Source organism: Seohaeicola zhoushanensis (assembly GCF_014656415.1).
GTDB classification, from domain to species: domain Bacteria; phylum Pseudomonadota; class Alphaproteobacteria; order Rhodobacterales; family Rhodobacteraceae; genus Seohaeicola_A; species Seohaeicola_A zhoushanensis.
The window spans coordinates 73398-92256 of the sequence record NZ_BNCJ01000012.1; the positions used below are offsets into that span (position 1 = coordinate 73398).

The following is an 18859-nucleotide window of genomic DNA, read 5'->3' on the forward strand; positions in this document are numbered from 1 at the left end:
AGGCCCCCGATGCGCCCTCATTCAAGGGGCGTCGACCTCGGCAGGTGCGCAAATGAAAAACGGCGGCCCCGAGGGACCGCCGCCATCGCATGTCTTTGCGTTCCTCAGCCCGCCGCGCGGCGGTCGGGGCGGAAGCCGATGTCGTCGGAGGCGGTGAAGCGTCCGCCGCCGGTCTTCTCGATCTTGCCGTCGCGCAGCAGCTGGCCGAAGGTGCGCAGCCCGTCCTCGCGGTTGAACTCCTGGTTCTCGACCTGGCGCAGCTTGCGCATCAGCTGCGGCCGCGAGAACTGCTCCTGCCCCTCGACGAATGAGAGATAGGCGGCAGCGGCTTCGAGCAGCTGCGGCAGCTCGGTCACGCCCTGTTCCTTGGCATATTGGGCGAAACCGTTGTCGTCGTCCTGTTCGTCATCGTCCAGCTCGACTTCCTGCGAGAGGCGGCGCGGACGCACCGGGCCGCGCATCCCTTCTTCGAGGTCGATACGCTGTTCGGCCACCAGCTTCAGCGGTGCCGGGCGCGAGCCGTCGGCCGGGCGCTCGGGGCGCGGTGCGTCGGCACCTGTTACAGGGCGGCGCGGGCGCACCGCGTTGGCGAGGTCATCGCGGTAGGCGTCATCGGTGGCATCGGCGTCGAGATCCTTGCCGGCCGATTTCTCGGCCTTGGCCACCGCCACGGCGGCGCGCAGGGCGCTGTAGGCCGCGCGGCTCGACGAGCTTTCTGGTTCGTCCATGCGCTTTTCGGCATCGGCCATCAGGCGCGAGACATCGGCGCCCGATTCCGACTGGCCGAAGGCGCGGGCGGGGCGTTCGTCCTCTTCGAGGGCCTCTTCCTCCTCGTCGCCTTCCAGCACCGAGGCCAGTTCGCGGGCCAGGTCGGCTTCCTGCTCGGGGCTGAGCGTTGCCGCTTCGGGTTCGTCTTCCTCGACCTCCTCGATATCGCCGGCGGCGATGGCGGCGTCGAGTTCGGCGCGGCGCAGTTTCAGCAGGCGCGGGGCGCCGCCGTTCTCGTCCTCGCCGAGGATGTTGACGATTTCGTCGTCAGCGTCGTCTTCGAAGCTGTTGTCGTCCTCGCCGATATCCGAGAACAGCCCGCTCGACGCGGCGGCGGGCGGTTCCTCGTCTTCATCGGTGCCTGCGTCGGCGACGGTATCCTCATCCGCCTCGATGTCCTCGGCGCTGTCTTCCTCGGCCAGGAGCGAATCGTCTTCCAGCACGAAGTCTTCCTGGGCGCGGGCCAGCGTGGCGACCGATACCGGTTCGTCCTCTTCATAGACCTCGTCGTAGGCATCGTTGGCGCCGGCCTGTATCCGGTCGAGCGTGGCGGCGATTTCGGCGCCGGCGTCGAGGTCGTCGGCCTCGGCTTCGAGCGCCATGGTGGCGTCGTCGATATCAAGCGCGGCGGTCAGGTCGCCGATATCGGCGGCAAGCGGCGCCTCGGCGTCGGGGTCTTCGACCAGGCCCTGGGTCGTGGGGTTCTCGGAGACGACGGCGCGGATGCGTTGCAGCTTGGCGGCGATGCTGTCGCCCGCCGGCGCTTCGGCAACGGGAGCGACAGCCGCCGGTTTGGCGGCGGCCGGCTTCGGCGCGGGTTTCGGGGCGGGCGCGGGCGCTTCTTCCGCGGGCTGGTAGTCGGTCGCGCGCAGGACGATGCGGTTCGGCTCCTGCCGGCTGCGCACCTGCCGGGTGACTTCCTTCTCGGCGATGCGGGCCAGCATCTCGGCGTCGGGCTGCGGCGGTTCAGCGCCGAAGTAGCGGTCATCGGCGGCGAGATCGCGGAAATACTCTGCAATCTCCTTCATCGTGCCGAAGGAATCCTCGAATCCTTCCAGTGTGCACGAGAACGTTCCGTACGACACGGTCAGGATCTTATTGCTATTCGCCATCGGTTGCTCGTCCTCTGCCTGGGGTCTTGCTGGCATTAACCATGTTCAGAGCGTCAAAAGCGGCCCGAATCTGTGCAATTGAACGTATGATTTTGTGGCCATATTGTGGTGACTCCCTGAAAATGCGATTAACTTTCGCATGACCCAGAAAATAGTCAGGTCCGAAACGCCGGTGACCCTGGTTGGCGGCGGCAGCGTCGGGCCGGGCGATATCGCCCTTGCGCTCGACCATGCGCCGTTGCTGGTGGCGGCGGACTCCGGAGCCGGCGCGGCGCTGGAGGCAGGCCACGTTCCGGTTGCCGTGATCGGCGATTTCGACTCCCTGCGAGCAGCGGACAAGGTGCGTCTTCCTGCGGATCGGCTGTTTCCCGTAGAAGAACAGGATAGCACGGATTTCGACAAGGCGTTGACTCGAATCTCGGCGCCCCTGGTGCTGGGCGTCGGCTTTCTTGGTGCCAGGGTCGATCATCAACTGGCGGCGTTCAGCACATTGGTGCGGTTTCGCCATCAATCCTGCGTGCTGATCGGCCAGCACGAGGTGGTCTTTCACCTGCCGCCGCGGCTGGCCTTGCCGACGCGGGCGGGCGACGTGGTCTCATTGTTTCCGATGGCGCGGGTCTCGGGGCGGTCGACCGGGCTGCTCTGGCCGATCGACGGGCTGATGTTCGAGCCGGCGGGGCGGATCGGCACCTCGAACCGGGCGACTGGCCCGGCGGTGATCGAGACCCATGGTCCGGGCCTGCTCGGGATCTTCCCGCGCGAGGCGCTGGGCGATGTGGTCGCGGCGCTCAGATCTCCGGCGGGTGCGGCTCTGCCGTGAGGTGCGGCTCGTCGACCCGGCGCGCGGCGGCCGCGCGCGCCAGCCGGCCTTCGCGCAGCACGATGTAGAGCCCGGCGGCGATGGTCACGCTGATGCCGAGCGCCGAGAGGCGGTTGGGCAGGTCGTGGAACACCAGCCAGCCGATCAGCGTGGCGACCGGGATCTCGAGATACTGCATCGGCGCCAGGGTGGCCGAGGGCGCATAGCGCAGCGACCAGGTCATCAGCAGGTGTGCGACGCTGCCCAGCACGCCGATGGTCAGCAGCAGCGCCCATTCGCGCCCGTCCGGCGTGACGAGTTCCAGCGGCGTCCAGCCCATGCGTTCGCCCAGGAGAACCACCGGGGCGAGGATCGCCACCGCCATCCCGCCGCTGACCGCCTGCAGGCCGACCGGATCGGTCTGCTTGGCGATCTGCCGCGTCACCAGCATGAAGAAGGCGAAGTTGAACGCCACCGCCACCGGCAGCAGCGCCGGCCAGCCGACCGAGGCAAAGCTCGGCTGGATCACCATCAGCGTGCCGACGAAACCCACCGCGCAGGCGATCAGGCGGCGCGAGCCGACCTCTTCGCCAAGCACGTATTTGCCGAGCAGCAGCATGATGAAGGGCATGACGAAGGCGATGGCGACGGCATCGGCCAGCGGCAGGTATTGCAGCGCGGTGAACATCGCGCCGATGCCGAGGATATGCAGCAGGGTGCGCAGCATGGTCAGGCGCAGCACCCGACCCGACATCCGCCAGGCGCGGCGGCCAAGCCAGATCAGCGGGAGCAGAACTGCGACCTGTACGGCGAAACGGAACAGCAAAAGCTGGCCAAGGGGGATACTCTGACCGATCAGCTTGGCCACCGCGTCGCCCATGGGGGCGACGACGCAAAAGCCCAGCATCAGCAGAACCCCGAGAACTGGGCGATCCACATTCATATTCAGAACGCTAGATGCGCGTATCGGAACACGCAACAGTTGAGTGAGGGGCATCGCGTTTCTCTTGCTTGACCGCGCCCGAGCAACCCTTCTGGAAAGTCTCGCGGCGATGGTTAAGGTGTGAAGGTGAGGGAATGCGCCGGGCCGGTCTGGTGGCGGCGCGAAGGGAGGAAAGAATGGAAAAGATCGGGTTCATCGGCCTCGGCCGAATGGGGCTGCCAATGGCGTCGAACATGGTGAAGAAGGGGTTCTCCCTCATCGTGCATGACATCAACGGCGCGGCGGTCGATACGCTGGTCGACCTTGGCGCGGACCGGGGCGAGAGCGTGGCCGGTGTGGCGGCGCAGGCTGATATCATCATCACCATGCTGCCGAACTCGGCCATCGTGACACAGGTGATCGAGGGGCCCGAGGGCATCCTGTCGGCGGCCCGTCCGGGCGCGCTGGTAATGGACATGAGCACGGTCTCGCCGGAAACCACTGATTCCGCGGCCCGCGCCTGCAAGGCCAAGGGCCTGGGCTTTGTCGACGCGCCGGTCGGGCGGCTTGCCAGCCACGCCGACGCCGGGCAGTCGCTGTTCATGGTCGGCGCATCGGAGGCCGACTTCCAGCGGGTGAAGCCGGCGATGGAGGCGATGGGCACCACGATCTATCACTGCGGCGACTGCGGCGCCGGCACGCGGACGAAGATCGTCAACAACTTCCTCGCGGTCTCGCTCTGCCAGCTCAACGCCGAGGCGCTGACGCTGGCGCAAGGTTTCGGGCTCGATCTGGAAAGCACGCTGGACGTGCTTCACGGGACCACGGCGACCAACGGTCAGCTCAAGGTCAACTGGGCCTCGAAATGCCTGATCGGCGATACCAAGCCGGGCTTCACCATCGACCTCGCGCACAAGGACCTGACGCTGGTGGTCGAGAGCGCCAATGTCGCCAAGGTGCCGATGCCGATGGCGGCGGCCGCGCGTGAGTCCTTCTCGCAGGCGCGCGCCCGTGGCTTCGGCGGCACCGATTTCTCGGGGATGCTCGACGCCGCCTGCGACGCCAACGGCCTGACCCCGCCGCGCCTGCCCCACAACTCGCGCCACAGGGTATGACCGATGAGTGAGAACCAATGGCAGGACGAGATCTACCGCGTCCTGAAAAGCCACGACGTGCGCCACATCGCCTATGTCCCCGACGCGGGCCATTCGGCGGCGATCAAGCTGGCCGAGGCCGACAACGAGATGACCTCGCTGGTGCTCACGACCGAGGAGGAAGGCATCGGCTATCTCGCCGGGGTCCATCTCGGCGGGCAGCGCGGCGCGCTGCTGATCCAGTCCTCGGGCGTGGGCAATTGCATCAACACGCTGGCGCTGAACCAGATGGCGCGCATTCCGCTGCTGATGGTGGTGACGATGCGCGGCGACTGGGCCGAGTTCAATCCCTGGCAGAACCCGATGGGGCAGGCGACCGAAACGGTCCTGCGCAGCATGGGCGTGCTGACCTGGCGCGCGGATGCGCCGCAGGACGTGGTGCCGCTGCTGAACGGCGCCGCGGGCATGGCCTTCAACGGCGACCAGGCCTGCGCGCTGCTGCTGGGCCAGCGACTGATCGGAGAGAAGAAATGGGTGAAGTGACCGTTCTGGACCGCCGCGCGGCGGTGGCGACCCTGCTGGAGGGGCGCAGGGACATGCTGGTTGTGACCGGCCTCGGCTCGGCCTCCTATGACGTGATGGCAGCCGGCGACCATGCGATGAACTATTATCTCTGGGCGGCTATGGGCTCGGCCATGACAGTGGGTCTCGGGCTGGCGATGACGCAGCCCGACAAGTCGGTGCTGGTCATAACCGGCGATGGCGAGGCGTTGATGGGTTTCGGCGCGCTGGCGACCATCGCCGTCAAGGCCCCGCGCAACCTGACCATCGCGGTGCTCGACAACGGGCATTTCGGTGAGACCGGGATGCAGGAGAGCCATGCGGCGCGGGGCATCGAGCTGGACCGGGTGGCCGAGGCCTGCACCTTCCCCCGCACCCTGCGGATCACGACGATGGAGGAGGTCGAAGTTCTGCGCGGGCATGTTGCCGCCCGTGACGCCCTGACGCTCGCCTCGGTCAAGATCCGCGCCGACAACCCGCCCCGCGTTTTGCCGCCGCGTGACGGCCCCTACATCAAGAACCGCTTCCGCGAGGCGCTTGGGTTCAGTCCGATCTGAGCCTTAGCAGTTCGGCACGTTGACGGCGAGGCCGCCGAGCGAGGTTTCCTTGTATTTCGCGCTCATGTCCTCGCCGGTCTGGCGCATCGTCTCGATGCAGGCGTCGAGCGGGACCAGGTGGGTGCCGTCGCCGCGCAGGGCGAGGCTGGCGGCGCTGACGGCCTTGATCGCGCCGAGGCCGTTGCGCTCGATGCAGGGCACCTGAACCAGCCCCTTCACCGGGTCGCATGTCATGCCGAGGTGATGCTCGAGTGCGATCTCGGCGGCGTTCTCGACCTGGGCGGGGGTGCCCCCCATCACCGCGCAGAGGCCCGCCGCCGCCATGGCGCTGGCGCTGCCGACCTCGGCCTGGCAGCCGGCCTCGGCGCCGGAGATCGAGGCGTTGTATTTGACCAGCCCGCCGATGGCGGCGGCTGTCAGCAGGAAGTCCTCGACATGCGATTTCGAGGCGCCGGGCACGTGGTCGAGGTAGTAGCGCAGCACCGCCGGCACCACGCCCGCCGCGCCGTTGGTCGGGGCGGTGACGACCTGGCCGCCGGCGGCGTTCTCCTCGTTCACCGCCATGGCATAGGCGCTCATCCAGTCGTTGATCGAATGCGGCGGCGTCAGGTTCAGCCCGCGCTCGGCCAGCAGCGCCTCGTGGATCGCCTTGGCCCGCCGCTTGACCTGCAGCCCGCCCGGCAGGGTGCCGTCGCTGGTCAGCCCCCGGTCGATGCAGTCGTTCATCACCTGCCAGATCCGCGCCGTGCCTGCCTTCAGGTTGGTCTCGCCGTTGCGCGACACCTCGTTGGCGCGCTTCATGCCAGCGATGGTCTTGCCAGAGGTACGGGCCATCTCGAGCATCTCGGCGGCGGACTTGAAGGGGAAGGGGACCGGGGCGCCCTCGTCGGTGGCCTTGCCGGCGGCCAGTTCCTCCTCGGTCATCACGAAGCCGCCGCCGATGGAGTAGTAGACCTGGCTCAGGATCACGTCGCCCTGGGCGTCGGTGGCCATCAGGATCATGCCGTTGGCATGGCCCGGCAGCGCGCGGTCGTAGTCGAAGACCAGGTCGGTTGCCGGGTTGAACCGCAACGCCGGAAGGCCCTCGGGCGTGACCTGGTGGGTGGCCTTGATCTCGGCCAGGGCCTTGGCGGCCTTGTCGGCGTCATAGGTCGCAGGCTCGAACCCGGCGAGGCCGAGGATGGTGGCGCGGTCGGTGGCATGGCCCACCCCGGTGAAGGCGAGCGAGCCGTGCAGGCTGGCGCGCAGCCCGGCGAAGGAGAAGGGCGCGGCGCGCATCTTGTCGAGGAACCGCGCGGCGGCGACCATCGGTCCCATGGTATGCGAGGAGGAGGGGCCGATGCCGACCTTGAACATGTCGAAGACGGAGAGAAACATCAGGTGGCAGATCCTTCGGGTGGCGTGGCGAGGCGCGGGGCGGTGAAGGGCGTCGGGCCGAGACCCTCGGCGATATCGGCATTGCATGTCGCGGGGCGGGTTTCCAGCGCGGCGAGCAGTTCGGCAAGGGCAGGGGTGTCGGCGAGGCGGAACCAGCTGCGGTCGTGGGCGCTGGGATAGATCGCCATCCAGCGCATCATGCAGGCGAGATACCAGCAGAGCCCGGTTGGCGCATCGGGGTCGAGCCACCGGGGGCGCGCGGCGGCAAGCGCGTCGAGATGGCCGAGATGGGTGGCAAGGCGGGTCTGTATGTGGCGCACCAGCGTAGCCTGTGCATCGGCATCCTCGCCGATGTAGAGCGACGGGTAGAAGGTCATCCGCATGTCGGCGTGCAGCGTGTTGGAGGCGAAGAAGAGCCACTTGAGGTAGGCGCCGCGATCCGCGTCCTGCGGGGCGGGGCCATGCCCGTGGCGGTCGCCCAGCCAGAGCAGGATCGCCGCCGTCTCGAACAGCGCGCCCTCGGGCGTTTCCAACACCGGGATCAGACCGTTGGGATTGAGCTGTAGATAGCCCGGCGCCTTGTGGCCGCGTGTCGCGCGGTCGACCAGCGCGGTCTCGTAGGGAAGGCCGTGCTCTTCCAGCGTCAGCCGGATCACCAGCGAGGCGTTGTCGGGGGCGTAGTGGAGGCGGTAGGGCGGGCGCATGTCGGGTTGATAGCCTGTTTGCCGCGCCGGTTTGAGCCAGATACGACATATTGCAGCGGTTTTCGCACCGGGACCGTGTATCGGTGGTCGGCCCTGCCGGGCGGCGAGGGGCTGCCGGTCCTGCTGACAAGCGCCGCTTGTCGCGTCCAAGCCGACAGAACTGTGGCCGCGGGGCAGGTTCCCCCCTCGCTCCGGCGCGCCAACTCTTCTATAACCGCCGTCGAAACCATCGGGAGACGGCCTCATGCGCGGAACGCTTTCACCTATCGACAAGGCGAAATACGCGGCTGCCCGCCGGGCGGCCGACCTGGTCGAGGATGGTATGCGCGTGGGGCTCGGCACCGGTTCGACCGCAGCCTGGCTGGTGCGCTGCCTGGGCGAGATGGTGCGCGAGGATGGTCTCAAGATCCGTGGCGTGCCGACCTCGTCGCGCACCGCTGCGCTGGCGCGAGAGGTGGGGATCAACGTCATCAGCCTCGACGAGGCGCGCTGGCTCGACATCACCATCGACGGGGCTGACGAGTTCGATGGCAACCTCAACCTCATCAAGGGCGGCGGCGGCGCGCTGCTGCAGGAGAAGATCGTCGCGGCTGCTTCGGACATGATGGTGGTGATCGCGGACGCCGGGAAGGAAGTCGGGACGCTGGGGGCCTTTCCGCTGCCGATCGAGGTGATCCCCTTCGGCTGGCAGACCACCCAGGCGCTGGTCGAGGAGACGCTGATCTCGCTCGACGTGCTCGGCCGCCAGACCACGCTGCGGATGAACGGGGCCAAGCCCTTTGTGACGGACGAGGGCAACTACATCCTCGACCTGCATCTGCAGCGCATCGGCAACCCGCGCCAGATGGCGCTGGTCATCAACCAGATGCCCGGCGTGGTCGAGAACGGGCTGTTCATCGACATCTGCGACCTGGTCTGCATCGGTCACGGCGACGGCCGGGTCGAGATGCGCGACATCCACAAGGGCACGATCGAGCAGGAGCGGGTCGAGTTCGTCGAGACCGAGAACCTGTTCAGCGACCTCTACGACTGAACCCTCCGCCAGGGTGGGGCGCTTCCCTCTCCCCTCGGGGGAGAGGGTCAGGGTGAGGGGGCGCTTCGGCCCCGGATGTTTCTTCCGCTGACCCAAATGTGATCGCGGCCCCTTGGCATGGCGCATCTCAATACCCAACTTCTATGGTCATGAACCGGCGCTTGTGAAATAAACCGGCGGAACGGATTTCTGGGACAGGCGACGGATGACTTTCGACTATGACCTCTTCGTGATCGGCGGCGGCTCGGGCGGCGTGCGTGCCGCGCGCGTGGCCGCGGGCGAGACAGGCGCCAAGGTCGCGCTGGCCGAGGAAGACCGCTATGGCGGCACCTGCGTCATACGGGGCTGCGTGCCCAAGAAACTGATGGTCTTCGCCTCGGAGTTCGGCCGCCTCAGCGCCGATGCCGCGGGCTATGGCTGGGATATTCCCGAGGGCCGCTTCGACTGGATGGCCTTCCGCACAAGGCTCCATGCCGAGCTTGACCGGCTGGAAGGCATCTACCGCCGCCTGCTGGCCGGTGCCGGGGTCGAGACCTTCGACGCCCGCGCCACGCTGGTCGATGCCCATACGGTGCAGCTGTCCAGCGGCGAGACCAAGACCGCCAAGCACATCCTGGTCGCCACCGGCGGCCATCCGACGCTGCCCGAGGTCGAAGGGGCCGAGCTGGCCATCACCTCGAACGACATCTTCCACCTGGACGCGCTGCCCGAGCGGATCCTGATCGTCGGCGGCGGTTTCATCGCCTGCGAATTCGCCTGCATCCTGTCGGGCATGGGCGTGCAGGTGACGCAGTTCTACCGCGGCGAACAGATCCTGCGCGGCTTCGACGACGAGGCGCGCACCCTTGTCGCCGAGGAGATGCGCCGCAAGGGTGTCGACCTGCGGGTGAACACCAACGCCGTGAAGCTGGAGCAGGACGGCGACGCGATCCGGGTCACGGATACCGAAGGCGGCGTGCAGACCTTCGGCAAGGTGCTTTTCGCCACCGGCCGCGCGCCCAACACCCGTGGTCTCGGCTTCGAGGCGCTGGGCGTGGCGCTGAAGGCCAATGGCGCGGTCGTCGTCGATGAATACAGCCAGACGGCGGTGCCCTCGATCTATGCCATTGGCGACGTGACCGACCGCTGGAACCTGACCCCGGTGGCGATCCGCGAGGGCATGGCCTTTGTCGACACCGTCTTCCGCGGCAAGCCCACGCCGGTCGATCACGAGCTGATCCCCAGCGCGGTCTTCACCCAGCCCGAGCTGGGCACCGTCGGTGTCACCGAGGCGGCTGCGGGCGAGCCGGTCGAGATCTACTCGACCACGTTCAGGCCGATGCAGACGGCCTTCATCGGCTCGGAAGACCGGGTGTTGATGAAGCTGGTGGTCAGCAAGGCCACGCGCCGGGTGCTCGGCTGCCACATCGTGGCGCCGAACGCGGGCGAGATGATCCAGCTTGCCGGCATCGCGGTGAAGATGGGTGCGACCAAGGAAGATTTCGACCGCACCGTGGCGGTCCATCCGACCATGTCGGAGGAGATCGTGACCATGCGGACATCGGTGCGCAGCGCCTGATTGGACGCGACAGTCAATCCAGTATAAGACAATGCCGCAACAGGCCGCGGCTGTAAGAGGAGAAACACAAGGCATGGCGGGCAATAGTGGCGGCCCCTGGGGGGGCGGAGGCTCTTCCGGTGGCGGAGGCAACCGGGGCAACGGCGGCGGCGACGATCGCAACAGCGGCGGCGGACGGCGTCCCGAAGGCCAGGGCATTCCCGAGATCGACGATCTCGTCCGCAAGGGCCAGGAACAGCTGCGCGTCCTGATGGGCGGGCGCGGCAATGGCGGGGGCGGCTCGAATGGCGGCCGGACTCCGAGCGGCCCGATGTTCACCCGCGGCACCATCGGCCTGGGCGTGATCGCCGCCGTGGTGGTCTGGGGCCTCGCCAGCTTCTACACCGTCAAGCCGGAAGAAAAATCGGTCGAGCTGTTCCTCGGCAAGTTCTCGGGCATCGGCGAGCCGGGCCTGAACTTTGCCCCCTGGCCGCTGGTCACCGCCGAGGTGATCCCGGTCACCCGCGAACAGACCGAGCAGATCGGCAACGGCCGCACCGGCCGCACCCCGGACGGGCTGATGCTGACCACCGACGAGAATATCGTCGACATCGACTTCCAGGTGGTCTGGAACATCAACGACCCGGCGCTGTTCCTGTTCAACGTGGCCGAGCCGACCGAGACGATCCGTGCGGTCAGCGAGTCGGCCATGCGCGAGGTGATCGCCAAGTCGGAACTGGCACCGATCCTCAACCGCGACCGTCAGAGCATCGCCGATGACGTGCAGACGCTGATCCAGTCGACTCTCGACAGCTACCAGTCCGGGGTCAACATCGTCCGCCTCAACCTCGACAAGGCCGACCCGCCAAGTTCGGTAATCGACGCCTTCCGCGACGTGCAGGCCGCCGAGCAGGAACGCGATCGTCTGGAACGCCAGGCCGACGCCTATGCCAACCGGGTTCTGGCCGGTGCGCGCGGTGAAGCCGCGCAGCTGCTGGAAGAGGCCGAGGCCTATCGCGCCCGCGTCGTCAACGAGGCCGAGGGTGAGGCCAGCCGCTTTACGGCGGTGCTTGCCGAATACCAAAAGGCGCCGGAAGTGACCCGCAAGCGCCTCTACCTGGAGACGATGGAAGAAGTGCTCGGCAACCTCGACAAGATCATCCTCGACGAACAGTCGGGCGGCGGCCAGGGCGTGGTGCCCTACCTGCCGCTGAACGAGCTGCGCCGTTCGGGCGCATCGGCGGAGGGCAAGTGATGGGCAAGTCGACCTTCATCCTTCCCGTCGTTGTGGTGGCGGCTGTCGTCGCGCTCTCCTCGGTCTTCATCGTGGATGAACGCGAAAAGGCACTGGTGCTGCAATTCGGCCAGATCAAGAGCGTCAAGGAAGAACCGGGCCTCGCGTTCAAGATTCCGTTGATCCAGGAAGTCGTCCGCTACGACGACCGGATCCTGTCGCTCGACACCCAGGCGACCGAGGTCACCCCCTCGGATGACCGTCGTCTCGTGGTCGACGCCTTCGCGCGCTATCGCATCGCCGATGTGGTGCGGTTCCGCCAGGCGGTTGGCACCGGCGGCCTGAACGTGGCCGAGGACCGGCTCGAAGGCATCCTCAACGCGCAGGTCCGCGCCGTTCTCGGTTCGGAGGGTGTGACCTCGAACACCATCCTGTCGTCGGACCGTTCGGCGCTGATGTCGCGGATCACCGCGTCGACCCAGGCGCTGGCCGGGCCACTGGGGCTGGAGGTGGTCGACGTCCGCCTCAAGCAGACCGCGCTGCCCGAGCAGAACCTTGCCGCCACCTTCGACCGGATGCGCGCCGAGCGTGAACGCGAGGCAACCGACGAGCGCGCCCGCGGCGAGGAAGCCGCGCAGCGGGTTCGCGCGCAGGCCGACCGGACCGTGGTCGAACTGGTCTCGGAGGCCCGCAAGGAGGCCGAGATCACCCGAGGCGAGGCCGACGCGCAGCGCAACGGCATCTTCGCCGAGGCCTTCGGCAAGGACCCGGAATTCTTCGAGTTCTACCGCTCGCTCAACGCCTATGTGAAGGCGCTGCCGGGCAACAACTCGTCGATGGTGCTTTCGCCCGACTCGGAGTTCTTCAACTACCTGAAGTCGCCGGGCGGCGCGGCCGCCCCGGCCGCGGGCGCTGCGCCCGTCAGCCAGTAAGGAACGCGATTGGGCAAGGTTCTGGTCGCCTTCGGGCTGGTTCTGATCCTCGAGGGCGCCCTCTGGGCGCTCGCCCCCTCCAGCGTCGAGAAGATGCTCCAGGCGCTGCGCGACCTCCCCGAGGCCGCGCGGCGCCAGCTTGGCGCGCTGGCCGTGATCTCGGGGCTGATCCTGCTCTGGCTCGCCCGCGCCATCGGCGGCTGAGCCGAAGTCACATAACGTTGAACGCCTGTATCGGACTTTCCGGGGCCGGCAGAAGTGACTACATTGACCCTCACAACAGCGGCCCGCACTCCGCCGTGCGCGCCGCTGGCCCATCGAGTGAGGAGATTACACGTGCAGCCAAAGGCCATTTCCCAGACCCGCGCCCTTGGGCATGATCCGGCACCCGCCCTGCGGATGCTCTGGCTCGGCTTCCTGGCGGTGGTGGTCCTGCTGGTGCAGGCGACGCTGGCCCAGGCCCGGCCCGACAGCCTCGCGCCTCTGGCCGAGCAGATCAGCCCTTCGGTCGTGAACATCACCACCTCGACGCTGGTCGAAGGCCGCACCGGCCCGCAGGGTATCGTGCCCGAAGGCTCGCCCTTCGAGGATTTCTTCCGCGACTTCCAGAACCGCAACAACCCCAACGGCGAAGCGCCGCGTCCGCGCCGCTCCTCGGCGCTGGGGTCGGGCTTCGTGATCTCGGAGGACGGCTTCGTCGTCACCAACAACCACGTCATCGAGGGCGCGGACGAGATCGAGGTGGAATTCTTCTCGGGCAAGAAGTTCCCCGCCAAGGTCGTCGGCACCGACAAGAACACCGACATCGCGCTGTTGAAGGTCGAGGCCGACGCGCCGCTGCCCTTCGTCAGCTTCGGCGACAGCGACTCGGCCCGCGTGGGCGACTGGGTCATGGCCATGGGCAACCCGCTGGGCCAGGGCTTCTCGGTCAGCGTCGGCATCGTCTCGGCACGCAACCGCGCGCTTTCGGGCAGCTATGACGACTTTATCCAGACCGATGCCGCCATCAACCGGGGCAACTCGGGCGGGCCGCTGTTCAACATGGACGGCCAGGTCATCGGCGTGAACACCGCGATCCTGTCTCCCAACGGCGGGTCCATCGGCATCGGCTTCTCGATGGCCTCGAACGTGGTCTCCAAGGTGGTGAGCCAGCTGCGCGAGTTCGGCGAGACCCGCCGCGGCTGGCTGGGCGTGCGCATCCAGGACGTGACCGCCGACGTGGCCGAGGCGATGGGCCTCGAGAAGGCCGCCGGCGCGCTGATTACCGACGTGCCGGAAGGCCCGGCGAAAGAGGCCGGGATGCTTTCGGGCGACGTCATCGTGAGCTTTGACGGCGTCGATGTCGCCGACACCCGCGGGCTCGTCCGCCAGGTCGGCAACACGCAGGTCGGCAAGGCCGTGCGCGTGGTGGTCTGGCGCGAGGGCAAGACCCAGACGCTGACTGTCACCCTGGGCCGGCGCGAGGATGCCGAGCGCACCGACGCGCCCTCCGATGAGCCGGGCGCCGCGCCCGATGTCACCGAGAAATCGGTGCTCGGCCTCACGCTGAGCGTGCTGACCGACGACAAGAGGTCGGAACTGAACCTCGCCGACGATGCCGAGGGGCTGATCGTGACGGCGGTGGACGAATCTTCGGAAGCCTTCGAGAAGGGCCTGCGCACCGGAGATCTCATCACCGAGGCGGGGCAGCAGAAGCTGACCAAGCTCGCCGATCTCGACGCGCGGATCGCCGAGGCCACCGAGGCGGGGCGCAAGTCGCTGCTGCTGCTGGTGCGCCGCGCTGGCGAGCCGCGCTTCGTGGCGCTGTCGCTGGAAGAGAAGTAAGCCGCGGTAGCGGCGCTACCCTGCAAAGAAAACAGGCCATGTGCGCGAGCACATGGCCTTTTTCCTTCTCAAACGTCTCGTGAAAATACGATTTTACAAACCTTGGCACCTGGTCGGCCTTATAGTGGCCTTTCCCGGCAAATGGCCGGAGCACTCTTTACGAAACAAGAACCAGAACACTCGTTACTGCACTATCTACTTACTCGTTACTTTACCGCCGGTTTCCCGGTTGAGGCCTGTCGACACGGGCGGCCGGGGACGGGGATGGCTGCCAGCCCGTGCCGAACAGGGTCTTCCCGAAACCGCGCCGCAGGGAGGGGGAGGAGCTGTGCGGCATCTTCGGTTCCTTCTTTCTCGGGTCCGCCTTCGGTTGGGGATGGGACAGCGCGACCTCGTAGGCTCACAGTCGCAAATCGGGCCTGCGGGGTATGTGAAACAGATCACAATGGGGGCGGAAATTTCGGTGAAACTGGATATCTATATGAAATATATGAATAAAATATACGAGTATAATCTGCCCCGGCAGGACGACTGCGCGCCGTTGCCGCAGCGGCGAGTCGTTCAGGGGCGTGCCTAGATCTGGTCGGGGTCCGCCAGCGCCTGCAGGGCGGGCCGGTCGACCACCATCAGCGCCCCGCGCGAGGAATCGACGACGCCCATCTTCTTCCAGATCGAAAGCGTCTTGGACACCGCCTCGCGGGTCGCGCCGACAAACTCGGCGAGCTCCGACTGGCTCAGCGCCAGCGTGCCGACCTCGCCCTCGGGGCGTTCGGTGAGATAGAGGATCTTGCGCGCCAGCCGGGTCGGCATCGGCAGGAAGACCTGGTCGTTGAGCTGCCGGTCCATCCAGCGCATCCGCTGCCCGGCCAGGTGGATCAGGTCGATCGCCAGATCGGGCTCCTCGCGCACCTGGTCGAGCACGTCGTCATAGCGCACCCGGCGCAGCACACAGGGCTCCAGCGCCGTCACAGTCGCCGTCCGCTCGCCCGGATCGAAGAGCGCGATCTCGCCGAAGAGCGCGCCGGGATGCAGCATGTTCAGCGCCAGCTTGCGGCCGTCGAGCGAGAGCACGCTGATCTCCAGCACCCCGCTCAGCAGCGCGTAAAGCTCGCGCGCCTCGTCGCCCTGCTCGAAGAGCACCGCGCCGGTGTCGAGCTTGACCTCGGTGGCCAGCGACATCAGCATCTCGAGCAGGGTGTCCGAAGCCTCCGAAAGGAAACCGGTCTTGGGCAGATTGTCTGTGAGCATGGCCGGGTCTCCTCTGGCGGCGCCAGACTAGCAAACCCCACCTCTGGCACAAGGTTTTTGCGTCAGCCGGCCGGCGGGTCCACCACCAGGCCCAGCTTGCGCCCGGCCTCGACGGTCAGCTTGCCCGACCAGATCCCGAGCGGCGCCTGGTAGCGGCGGATGGCCTCGGCGGTCGCCGCGTCCATCGTTCCGCTCGGCGGCCCGTCGTAGAGGCCGCGCACCGCCAGCGCGCGCTGGAGCGCGGCGATGAACTCGGGCGTCTGCAACTCGGGGCAGGGCACCTGGTAGCGGCGGGGCGAGCCGTTCTTCAACCGCTCGTCGGCCCAGCAAGCATCGTCGGGCGCGAGCAGGTCGAGCCTTTCGGCGGTATCCTCCACCGGCGCAGCGCAGGCGGCAAGGGCGAGGGCGAGAAGGGCAGGGCGGATCGGGGTCATGCTCGGCTGGCCTCTGGCGGGCGGTTGCGCCCAGTCTAGCGCGCGGCAGGCATCCTCGCCAAGGGCGCGCCTGCCGGGACGTTGGTCCGCGCCCCCTGCTTCTCCTTTTTGATAAATACTCCGCCGCAACGCCCGCGCCGGGCATTACACTTCAGAAAAGGGACCCCTGACCGCCCGGCGGATCCTCGGGTTTGGTCTTGCGCGTCGGGCGAGCGCCGGTTGTTGCCACCTCCAGCCGGCCATCCGCGAATTCGATCTCCAGGGCGGCGTGGCCCGATGCCTCGGCGCGGGTGGTGACGAGGTCCGTCCCGCTGCGCACCACGGCATAGCCGCGTTCCAGCGTCGCCTGGTAGCCCAGCGTGGCCAGCATCCGCTCGGCGCCGGCGAGCGCGGTGGCGCGGCGTTGCTGCTGGGCGTTGGCGGCGATCGAGAGCCTTCGTTCAAGCCGGGTCAGCGCCTCGCGTTCGGCGGTCAGCCGCGTCTGCAGCTGCGCCGGGCGCAGGGCGCGGGCGCGGGCCTGGAAGGCGTTGCGATGGGCGGCAATCATCCGGTTGAGCAGGCCGGGACGCAGCGAGCCTGCCACCTCGGAGAGGTGCAGGCGGCGGCGCTGGACGCCCGCGGTCAGCGCGCCGTCGAGCCGGTCGGCGGTGCGGTCGAAGCGCTGCCGGGCGGTGTCGAGCAGGCTCTCCTTGCGCGGCAGCGCGCGGGAGAGGTCGGCAAGGCGCTGCTGGCGCTGCCTGACCCCCGAAGCGGCGGCGCGCGACAGCCGCCCGCCCATGGCCTCGGCCCAGGCGATCAGCTCCATGCGCACCGGCACTGCCAGTTCGGCGGCGGCGGTGGGCGTCGGCGCGCGCATGTCGGCGACATAGTCGATCAGCGTGGTGTCTGTCTCGTGACCCACCGCCGAGATCAGCGGGATCTGGGAGGCGGCGGCGGCGCGGGCGACGATTTCCTCGTTGAAGCCCCAGAGATCCTCGACCGAGCCGCCGCCACGCGCGACGATCAGCAGGTCGGGGCGCGGCAGCGCGCCGCCGGGGGTCAGGCGGTTGAACCCGGCGATGGCGCGGGCCACCTCGGGGGCGCAGTTCGCGCCCTGCACCGCCACCGGCCAGATCAGCACCTTGCGCGGGAACCGGTCGCGCAGCCGGTGCAGGATGTCACGGATCACTGCGCCCTGGGGCGAGGTGACAACCCCGATGATGCCAGGCAGGAAGGGCAGCTTCTTCTTGCGCGATGCATCGAAAAGCCCCTCGGCGGCCAGCTGCTTCTTGCGTTTCTCGAGCAGCGCCATCAGCGCGCCTTGCCCGGCGACGGTGACTTCCTCGACGTTGAGGTTGTATTTCGATTGCGCCCCGAAGGCGGTCAGCCGACCGGTGACGATGACCTCGAGCCCCTCTTCCGGTTTGACCGAAAGCTGCGCGACCTGGCCCTTCCAGGTGGTGCAGGCCAGCACGTTCCGGTCGTCCTTGACGTCGTAATAGAGGTGCCCCGAGCCGGCCCGAAAGACGCGGCCGACCTCGCCCCGCACACGGATGCGGCCGAATTCGCCCTCGAGCGTGCGTTTCACCGCGCCGGAGATCTCCGAGACGGTGTATTCCGGTGTGTTCTGCCCCGGCTGGGGATCGTCGATCAGGTCCATGCGCCGAGTCTGCCCCAGCGCGCGGGCGAGGGAAAGGGGGGCATTGACTCGTAATGCGGATATTGTATATCCATTAGGATAATATGTATCCTAATTGGAGTGGAGCGATGACCCAGCGGCTCGACTATTACGGCAAGGCGCCGGACGCGGCGAAGAAATACCTGGCCTTCAGCCAGGCGGTGCACGGTGGCGAACTCGATGACATCCTGCGCGAACTGGTGAACCTGCGCGCCTCCCAGATGAATGGCTGCGCCTTCTGCACCGACATGCATGTCAAGGGCGCCCGGCTGGCGGGGGAGCGTGAACTGCGCCTGCATCACGTCGCGGTCTGGCGCGAATCGCCGCTGTTCGACGAACGGGAACGCGCCGCGCTGGAATGGACCGAGGCGCTGACCCGGCTGTCGCTCGAAGGCGTGTCGCAAGCTCTGTTCGAGCGGATGCGCGGCATCCTCGGCGAGGCGCTGCTGGCGCAGCTCACCTTCGCGGTGGTGGCCATCAACGGTTGGAACCGGGTTGTCGCGGCCTTCACCCCGGTGCCGGGTTCCTCGGACGCGCTGCTCGGGCTGGACAAGGCGGGCCTGTCCTGATGCAGCTGCGCAACCAGGTCGAATGGGTGCTGCATTGCTGCGCCATCCTGGCAATGCTGCCCGAAGGCGCGCGGCTTTCGACACGGGCGCTGGCCGAGTTCCACGGGGTGCCGAAAGAGTATCTCTCCAAGGCGTTGCAGAGCCTCGCGCAGGTGGGGATTGTCGAGGGCTCGCTTGGGCCGGCAGGCGGTTATCGGCTCGCCCGGCCGGCCTCGGCTATCAGCTTTCTCGACATCGTCGAGGCGGTGGAGGGCGGCGGACGCAGCTTTGCCTGCACCGAGATCCGCTGCAACGCGCCCTGCCATCCGCCAGGCTTCCGCCCCGAGGGGCCGTGCCAGGTGGCGCGCATCATGTGGCGGGCGGATGACGCCTGGCGGCGCGAACTGGCGGCGCAGTCGCTTTCCGCCCTTGCGGATCAACTGGGACGCGAGTTGCCGGCGGATTTGCAGAGCAGAACCGCCGGCTGGCTGAAGAAGCGGATTTCCAGTTGAAGCAGG

At 67.6% G+C, this 18859-nt stretch carries 19 protein-coding genes; 12 read left to right on the forward strand and 7 right to left on the reverse strand.

Features of this window, described 5'->3' with window-relative positions:
- Positions 1-104: 104 nt before the first annotated feature.
- Positions 105-1880, reverse strand: coding sequence for a hypothetical protein (locus tag IE266_RS17935; RefSeq protein ID WP_189681490.1), 1776 nt, complete (start codon positions 1878-1880; stop codon positions 105-107).
- A gap of 139 nt (positions 1881-2019) precedes the next feature.
- Between IE266_RS17935 and IE266_RS17940 the strand changes: the two genes are divergently transcribed.
- A complete protein-coding gene (locus IE266_RS17940; RefSeq protein WP_189681491.1) occupies positions 2020-2700 on the forward strand; it encodes a thiamine diphosphokinase in 681 nt (226 codons plus the stop codon).
- Here IE266_RS17940 and IE266_RS17945 read toward each other — a convergent pair.
- Positions 2669-3622: a DMT family transporter gene (locus tag IE266_RS17945; protein WP_189681492.1), complete on the reverse strand. Its 954-nt coding sequence runs from the start codon at positions 3620-3622 to the stop codon at positions 2669-2671. The genes IE266_RS17940 and IE266_RS17945 overlap by 32 nt on opposite strands.
- A 176-nt stretch (positions 3623-3798) precedes the next feature.
- Between IE266_RS17945 and IE266_RS17950 the strand changes: the two genes are divergently transcribed.
- The 3 genes from IE266_RS17950 to IE266_RS17960 are packed head-to-tail and all read left to right on the forward strand — an operon-like array spanning position 3799 to position 5813.
- Positions 3799-4716, forward strand: a complete 918-nt coding sequence (locus IE266_RS17950) for an NAD(P)-dependent oxidoreductase (protein WP_189681493.1) — start codon at positions 3799-3801, stop codon at positions 4714-4716.
- Positions 4717-4719: 3 nt separating this feature from the next.
- Complete coding sequence (locus IE266_RS17955; protein WP_189681494.1) at positions 4720-5238, forward strand: thiamine pyrophosphate-binding protein; 519 nt, start codon at positions 4720-4722, stop codon at positions 5236-5238.
- Positions 5226-5813, forward strand: a complete 588-nt coding sequence (locus IE266_RS17960; RefSeq protein ID WP_189681495.1) for a thiamine pyrophosphate-dependent enzyme — start codon at positions 5226-5228, stop codon at positions 5811-5813. Before IE266_RS17955 ends, IE266_RS17960 begins: the two co-directional genes overlap by 13 nt.
- A 3-nt stretch (positions 5814-5816) precedes the next feature.
- Here IE266_RS17960 and IE266_RS17965 read toward each other — a convergent pair whose 3' ends face one another.
- On the reverse strand, positions 5817-7190 hold the full coding sequence (locus IE266_RS17965; RefSeq protein WP_189681496.1) for an L-serine ammonia-lyase: 1374 nt from the start codon (positions 7188-7190) through the stop codon (positions 5817-5819).
- Positions 7190-7894, reverse strand: a complete 705-nt coding sequence (locus IE266_RS17970) for a glutathione S-transferase family protein (protein WP_189681497.1) — start codon at positions 7892-7894, stop codon at positions 7190-7192. Before IE266_RS17970 ends, IE266_RS17965 begins: the two co-directional genes overlap by 1 nt.
- 244 nt (positions 7895-8138) lie before the next feature.
- Between IE266_RS17970 and rpiA the strand changes: the two genes are divergently transcribed.
- The 6 genes from rpiA (at position 8139) to IE266_RS18000 (ending at position 14454) form a co-directional block, all read left to right on the forward strand.
- Positions 8139-8927: a ribose-5-phosphate isomerase RpiA gene (gene rpiA / locus IE266_RS17975; RefSeq protein ID WP_189681498.1), complete on the forward strand. Its 789-nt coding sequence runs from the start codon at positions 8139-8141 to the stop codon at positions 8925-8927.
- Positions 8928-9132: 205 nt separating this feature from the next.
- Positions 9133-10485 carry a glutathione-disulfide reductase gene (gene gor / locus IE266_RS17980; RefSeq protein WP_189681499.1) on the forward strand — a complete coding sequence of 451 codons (1353 nt, stop codon included), beginning with the start codon at positions 9133-9135 and terminating at the stop codon, positions 10483-10485.
- Between the two features lie 73 nt (positions 10486-10558).
- Positions 10559-11719 (forward strand): FtsH protease activity modulator HflK, encoded by a 1161-nt coding sequence (gene hflK / locus IE266_RS17985; RefSeq protein ID WP_189681500.1) that lies wholly within the window; start codon positions 10559-10561, stop codon positions 11717-11719.
- Positions 11719-12630, forward strand: a complete 912-nt coding sequence (gene hflC / locus IE266_RS17990; protein ID WP_189681501.1) for a protease modulator HflC — start codon at positions 11719-11721, stop codon at positions 12628-12630. Before hflK ends, hflC begins: the two co-directional genes overlap by 1 nt.
- Positions 12631-12639: 9 nt before the next feature.
- On the forward strand, positions 12640-12834 hold the full coding sequence (locus tag IE266_RS17995; RefSeq protein ID WP_189681502.1) for a DUF2065 domain-containing protein: 195 nt from the start codon (positions 12640-12642) through the stop codon (positions 12832-12834).
- Positions 12835-12966: 132 nt separating this feature from the next.
- Entirely contained in the window at positions 12967-14454 is a 1488-nt protein-coding gene (locus tag IE266_RS18000) for a DegQ family serine endoprotease (protein WP_229864252.1), read from the forward strand.
- 573 nt (positions 14455-15027) lie between these two features.
- On the opposite strand, the gene IE266_RS18005 is transcribed toward IE266_RS18000, so the two are convergent.
- The 3 genes from IE266_RS18005 to xseA all read right to left on the reverse strand — a co-directional run bounded on the left by IE266_RS18005 (position 15028) and on the right by xseA (position 17775).
- A complete protein-coding gene (locus IE266_RS18005; protein WP_189681503.1) occupies positions 15028-15702 on the reverse strand; it encodes a Crp/Fnr family transcriptional regulator in 675 nt (224 codons plus the stop codon).
- A 62-nt stretch (positions 15703-15764) separates the two neighbouring features.
- Entirely contained in the window at positions 15765-16136 is a 372-nt protein-coding gene (locus IE266_RS18010; RefSeq protein WP_189681504.1) for a peptidoglycan-binding domain-containing protein, read from the reverse strand.
- A 151-nt stretch (positions 16137-16287) separates the two neighbouring features.
- Positions 16288-17775: an exodeoxyribonuclease VII large subunit gene (xseA, locus tag IE266_RS18015; protein WP_189681505.1), complete on the reverse strand. Its 1488-nt coding sequence runs from the start codon at positions 17773-17775 to the stop codon at positions 16288-16290.
- A gap of 107 nt (positions 17776-17882) precedes the next feature.
- Between xseA and IE266_RS18020 the strand changes: the two genes are divergently transcribed.
- Together IE266_RS18020 and IE266_RS18025 are read left to right on the forward strand one after the other, a co-directional pair.
- Entirely contained in the window at positions 17883-18362 is a 480-nt protein-coding gene (locus IE266_RS18020; RefSeq protein WP_189681506.1) for a carboxymuconolactone decarboxylase family protein, read from the forward strand.
- The gene (locus tag IE266_RS18025; RefSeq protein ID WP_189681507.1) at positions 18362-18853 is read left to right on the forward strand and encodes an RrF2 family transcriptional regulator; all 492 of its coding nucleotides are present in this window, start codon (positions 18362-18364) and stop codon (positions 18851-18853) included. The genes IE266_RS18020 and IE266_RS18025 overlap by 1 nt, the downstream gene beginning before the upstream one ends.
- Positions 18854-18859: the final 6 nt, after the last annotated feature.